This window comes from Bradyrhizobium sp. (assembly GCF_019244115.1).
GTDB lineage: Bacteria > Pseudomonadota > Alphaproteobacteria > Rhizobiales > Xanthobacteraceae > Bradyrhizobium.
The window spans coordinates 1-5600 of record NZ_JAFATE010000477.1 but is presented as its reverse complement, the minus strand read 5'-3'; the positions used below and the strand labels follow the sequence as shown (position 1 = coordinate 5600).

At 64.1% G+C, this 5600-nt stretch carries 3 protein-coding genes and 1 pseudogene; all 4 read right to left on the bottom strand.

The genetic code is table 11. From position 1 onward, the window contains the following. The coding region (ntrX, locus tag JOZ76_RS20985; RefSeq protein WP_291701433.1) for a nitrogen assimilation response regulator NtrX at positions 1–1269 on the bottom strand (1269 nt) is incomplete at its 3' end. A 128-nt stretch (positions 1270–1397) separates the two neighbouring features. Continuing rightward, a pseudogene (locus JOZ76_RS20980) lies at positions 1398–1757 on the bottom strand (response regulator); the annotation flags it as partial. 14 nt (positions 1758–1771) lie between these two features. Beyond that, positions 1772–4117, bottom strand: a complete 2346-nt coding sequence (locus JOZ76_RS20975; protein WP_291701431.1) for a sensor histidine kinase NtrY-like — start codon at positions 4115–4117, stop codon at positions 1772–1774. 169 nt (positions 4118–4286) lie between these two features. Then, on the bottom strand, positions 4287–5600 hold a 1314-nt coding region (gene ntrC, locus JOZ76_RS20970; protein ID WP_291701429.1), incomplete at its 5' end, for a nitrogen regulation protein NR(I).

Here is a 5600-nt window from a genome sequence, read left to right as displayed (position 1 = left end):
CGCGATCAGGTAGTCGCGCTCGAACACTTCGCGGGCCTCGCGCAGCGGCAGCCCCATGATGTGTTCGCCGTTGTTGCTCGTCGGCATCGCCGGCACCATCGAGCCGACGTCCTGCGGCAGCATGTCGGCGGTGATGATCACCTCCGGACCGCCGGCTGCGAGAATCATCACCCGCTCGACATTATTGCGCAGCTGGCGGACGTTGCCCGGCCAGACATGCGATTGCAGCACGGCCATCGCGTCCTGCCCGATCTGGCGTTTGGGCAGGCCGGTGATCTGGGAAATCTGGTCCATGAAATAGTCGATCAATTCCGGGATGTCCTCACGGCGCTCCGACAGCGGCGGCACGCGGATCGGCACCACCGACAGGCGGTGATAGAGATCCTCGCGGAAGCGGCCCGCGGCGATCTCCTCTTCGAGGTTGCGCGCGGTCGACGAGATGATGCGCACGTCGACGCTGACTTTGTTGGTGCCGCCGATCCGCTGGAACGTCTGATCGACCAGAACGCGCAAGATCTTGTTCTGGGTCTCGCGCGGCATGTCGCCGATTTCGTCGATGAACAGCGTGCCGCCATGTGCTTCCTCGAGTGCGCCTGCCTTGCGCTGCTGTTCGCCGTTCGACTGCTCGACGCCGAACAACTCGACTTCCATCCGCTCCGGCGTGATGGCCGCCGCATTGATGACCACGAAGGGCCCTTCGGCTCGCCCCGACGACGCGTGCAGCGTTCGCGCCGCGAGCTCCTTGCCCGCCCCGGGAGGCCCGACGATCAGGATGCGGCTGTTGGCCTTGGCCGCGCGCTCGATGGTCTGGCGCAGCTGGTTCATGCAGGGCGAGCGGCCGGTCAGGATGCTCGCGGCCGGCGTCATCTGCTTCAGCTCCTTCACCTCGCGCTTCAGCCGAGAGGTTTCGAGCGCGCGCGTCGCAACCAGAATCAGGCGGTCCGATTTGAACGGTTTCTCGATGAAGTCATAGGCGCCGCGCTTGATCGCGGCGACCGCCGTCTCGATGTTGCCGTGACCGGAGATCATGACCACCGGCAAATCGGGATGATCCTTCTTGACCGCCTCCAGAAGTTGCAGTCCGTCGAGCTTGGACCCCTGCAGCCAGATGTCGAGGAACACCAGATGCGGCCTGCGATTGGCGATTTCCGCCAGCGCCGAATCGCTGTCGCGCGCCGTGCGGGTGGAGAAGCCCTCGTCGTCCAGAATGCCTGCCACCAATTCGCGGATATCGGCTTCGTCATCGACGATCAGAATGTCACTTGCCATGGGTCGCGCCTGTCTCAATTGCCTGTCGCGGCTTCGAATATGGTTTCATCATGCGAATTGATTCCTGCCCCACTCAAGCTTTCGGATTTGCCGCGAGCCGCTGTTTAGGCGGCCGCGCTCTGTTGCGCGAGCGCGCGCGACGCCACCAGAAGCAGGCGGTCCGACTTGAAGGGCTTCTCCATGAAATCGAAGGCGCCGCTCTTGATCGCGGCGACCGCCGTCTCGATGTTGCCGTGACCGGAGATCATCACGACCGGAAGACTGGCATGGTCGCGCTTGATCTCCTGCAGCAGCTGCAATCCATCAAGCCTGGAGCCCTGCAGCCAGATGTCGAGAAACACCAGGTCCGGCCTGCGGCTCGCGATTTCGGCCGCCGCGGAATCGCTGTCGCCAGCGGTGCGGGTGGTGAAGCCCTCATCGTCCAGAATCCCCGCCACCAATTCGCGGATATCGGCTTCGTCGTCGACGATCAGGATGTCATTTGCCATGGGTCGGGCCTGTCTCAATTGCCTGCAGCTTCGATGTTCGTTTCACTGTGTGTTGCTTCAGCCGCCTTGCCGGTTTCGGCGGCGGACTGCATTTTTTCTCCCGACGACGGCTTGTCGCCGGCGGGCTCCTCGACCTTGTCGGCATGGCCCGAAACGGCAAAGCGCAGCCGCATCCAGGCGCCGCGCTGGCCGGGGCGAAAGTCGGAGGCGTCCTTCAGCTCGATGCGCCCGCCATGATCCTCGAGAACGCGACCGACGATCGCGAGCCCGAGGCCGGTGCCCTTCTCGCGCGTCGTAACGTAGGGCTCAAGAAGTCTCGCGCGCGCCACCTTGGGCAAGCCGATACCATTGTCGATCACGTCGATGATGATGTCGTTGTTTTCGCGCGCGGCAATGACGTCGATGCGGCCCTTGCCGAGCTCTTCCGCCGGCACCGCCTCGATCGCCTCGGTGGCGTTCTTGATGATGTTGGTCAGCGCCTGCGAAATCAACCGGCGATCGAACTGCGCCCTGAGCGGATCCTGCTTGAGGTCGGCCTCGATGTCGATCTCGGGATGGGCGACCTTCATCAGGAACACCGCCTGCCGCACGGTGTCGGCGACATCCTCGCCCTCCATCACGGGTTTCGGCATCCGCGCAAAGCGCGAGAACTCGTCGACCATGCGCCTGATGTCGTCGACCTGCCTGATGATGGTTTCGGTGCACTGCTCGAACACCGCTTTGTCGTCGGTGATGACCCGGCCGAATTTGCGGCGAATGCGTTCGGCGGAGAGCTGAATCGGCGTCAGCGGGTTCTTGATCTCGTGTGCGATGCGGCGTGCGACGTCGCCCCAGGCCGAGGTGCGCTGCGCCGAAACGAGCTCGGTGATGTCGTCGAGCGTGATGATGTAGCTGTCGCGCGACGGATTGTTCTGCTCGGCAGTGACACGCACGGACAGATTGCGCTCCTGCCCGTCACGCTGAATCGTGATCTGGCCCTGGACCAGGCGGTGCTTGCCTTCGCGCGCGTTCTTCATCAGCTCGTCGAGCTCGGGCAGCACTTCGGACAGAGGATGGTCCAGCGTCTCCGATTCGGCGTGCCCGATCAGCTTTTCGGCGGAGCGATTGAGAATGCCGATGCTGCCGGAGCCATCGACGCCAATGATGCCGGCCGAGGCCGACGACAGCACCGCCTCGATGAAGCGGCGGCGGCTGTCGATCAGTTCGGAGGCATTGACGAGTTCATCGCGCTGGGTGCGCAATTCCTGGGTCATCTTGTTGAAGGTCTCGCCGAGCTGGGCGAGATCGCCTTCCGATCTGTGCACCGGCACCTGCACATGCAGGTCGCCGGTCGAAACCGTGCTGGCCGCGTTCATCAGCCGGCGGATCGGCGCTACGAGTCGGTCGGCGAAGTTCAGCCCGATCAGCACGGATGCCATTAGGATGGTCAGCGCGATCACCGCGAACATCAGCGCAAAGGCGATCTGGATGCCGTAGCGCTGCGCCTCCATCTCGGCATAGCCCTGGGCCTTGAGCTCGGTCTGCTTGAGCTGGCCCACCACGAATGGATCGAGCGGCCGCGCGACGTACAGAAATGTGTCGGAAAAAGCCGGCAGGCGGATGACCGCGGCGACATAGTTCTCGTCCGGCAACACGACCAGATAGGGTTCGGTATCGTTGACCAGATCGGGATTGTTGAGGATTTCTGGAGGCGGCGTGGCAAACCGCTGCTGGACGTCGGTTTCCACTAGCTTGTTGCCGTTCTTGTCGATCAGCATCGCGAACGGCAGGTTCCGCGCACTGGCGCTGTGTACGAAGAGCTGCTGGAAGGTGCCGCGGTCCTGATCGAACAGCGGTCGCGGCGTCTGATCGAGCTCGTCGGCGACCGCGAGAATGTCGCCCCGTATCGCGGCGGCGTGCTCGAAAGTGTAGGCCTTGGCGATGCTCACCGCGTTCTGGACCAGTTCGCGGGTCGGTCCGGTGAACAGCTGGTCCAGGCCACGATCGATCATGACGTTGGCGACCACCGCGACCACGACCGCGGGAACCGCGGCGATGACCGAGAACAGGCCGACCACCTGGACATGCAGACGTGCGGCCGCGCGGCCCCGGCGGCGGGCCTGAACCACCTTCCAGACCTCGCGCAGGATGAATCCGAGCAGAAGCAGGATCGTCGCGGCGTCGATCAGGTAGAACGAGTTGACGACCTGGGCGGTCGGCTCGATCCGGGTGAGCCCGGTCAGCACTACGAAGGTCAGGATCGCTGAGAGCAGCGCGATCGCGACCGCGAATGGCGCGAGCCATCGCCCCAGGGGCCAGCCCTTGGATTCGGGGAGCGACGGGTCGAACGGGGCGGTGGCCGATGTGTCTGCGGTCGTCATTCCAGCAATTGCAGATAGTGATGGCATGGAGGTTCGCGAAGCGCGAACTGATGCATTCATATCACATTGTTGCCGAATTGCGACAAATCCGCGGCGTGCCCTAGGGACGCGATACTTATAGGCTTTTCGTTCCGCCGGTAAGACGGTGCGGGCCGCTCCGCGGGCCGAATCAGCCGCCGCTGCGGTACACCTGAATGTCGAGATCCCGGATCTTCTTGCGCAGGGTGTTGCGGTTCAGCCCGAGCAGGTCGGCGGCGCGAATCTGGTTGCCCCTGGTCGCTGCGAGCGCGGCGGTCAGCAGCGGCACCTCGATCTCCCTGAGGATCCGGTGATATAGGCCCGGCGGCGGCACGCCATTGGGAAACCCTGCAAAATGCGAGGACAAATAGGCCTCGACAGCTCCGCCGAGATTGTCGATCCCCTGCGCCGCGCCCCCGTTTGAAGCGACCGCGGGCGGCGCGAGTTCGCCGTCGATCACCGAGCCCGTGATGACATCCTGCGGATAAAGCGCCGCTAGGCGCCGTGCCAGATTCTCCAGCTCGCGGACGTTACCTGGCCAGCGGTGCTGCTTCAGCCGCTCCAGGGCGGCCGCGTCGAGCTTCTTCGGCGGCAGGCCGTCCTTCTCGGCCAGCGCGAAGAAATGCCGCACCAGGTCTGGCAAATCCTCTATGCGCTCCCTGAGCGGCGGCAGCCGCAGCGGCACCACGTTGAGTCGGAAGAACAGGTCCTCGCGGAACAGCCCCTGCTGGATCAGGATGCGCAGGTCCTTGTTGCTGGCGGCGACGATTCGCACGTCGGTCTTGATCGGCGTGCGGCCGCCGACGGTAGTGTATTCGCCCTGCTGCAGCACGCGCAAAAGCCGAGTCTGCGCCTCCATCGGCATGTCGCCGATCTCGTCGAGGAACAGCGTGCCGCCCTCGGCCTGCTCGAAGCGGCCGGAGGCGCGGGTATTGGCCCCGGTGAAGGCGCCGCGCTCATGGCCGAACAGCTCCGATTCGATCAGGTCGCGCGGGATCGCGGCCATGTTGACCGCAACGAATGGGCCGTTCCGGCGCTTGCCATAGTCGTGCAACGCGCGCGCTACCAGTTCCTTACCGGTTCCTGATTCGCCCGAAATCATGACGGTGAGGTCGGTCTGCATCAGCCGCGCCAGCACCCGGTAGATCTCCTGCATGGCTGGCGAACGGCCGACCAGGGGAATCGAATCGAACTCGGAATCATCTGGCGCCGCGGCGGCCCTCTCTTTCGGCTCGGCCAACGCCCGGCCGACGATCGCGATCAGTTCCTTCAGGTCGAACGGTTTTGGTAGATATTCGTAGGCCCCGCGTTCGGAGGCGCGGATCGCGGTCATGAAGGTGTTTTGCGCGCTCATCACGATGACCGGCAGGTTCGGCCGCATCTTCTTGATGCGCGGCAACAGGTCGAAGGCATTCTCGTCCGGCATCACCACGTCGGTGATGACGAGATCGCCCTCGCCCTGGCT